We start from the raw sequence: 460 nt of genomic DNA on the forward strand, positions 1-460 counted from the left end.
ATCAGCAGGGGAGCCTAAAATACTTAGACTTTCCACGCTACAGTTGTCAGCAGACCCGCCGTCGATATCAGCCGGTAAAAGTGTCGCTTCGCCATCGGCATCGAGCTGAACGGTAATATCTTGGCACACTGCTGTTGGAGCAACTCCGTCCAGCACAGTGACCACAGTTGTGCAATCGCTCACATTACCATTCACATCAGTTACGGTTAAAGTAACAGTGTTGTCACCAATGGTCGAGCAGTCAAAACTCGTTTGATCAATGGAAAGACTGGCAATTCCGCAAGCATCATTTGATCCCGCGTCAATATCGTTTGCCGTGATATTAGCGTTTCCGAAGGCATCCAATTGCACTTCCAAGCTACCTGCGCAAAGCGCCTCAGGGGCAATATTGTCTTCCACGGTTACTTGCGCTGTGCAGGTGGCTTCGTTTCCAGTAGCATCACGTACCAAAAGAATTTGA

Annotated in this window: 1 protein-coding gene; it reads right to left on the reverse strand. The window is 48.9% G+C overall.

What is annotated here, in order from left to right:
- Positions 1–460: hypothetical protein (locus tag O3Q51_18420; GenBank protein MCZ4410798.1), on the reverse strand; the 460-nt coding region annotated here is incomplete at both ends.

The sequence above is a fragment of the Cryomorphaceae bacterium 1068 genome, assembly GCA_027214385.1.
Taxonomy (GTDB): Bacteria; Bacteroidota; Bacteroidia; order Flavobacteriales_D; family Cryomorphaceae; genus JAKVAV01.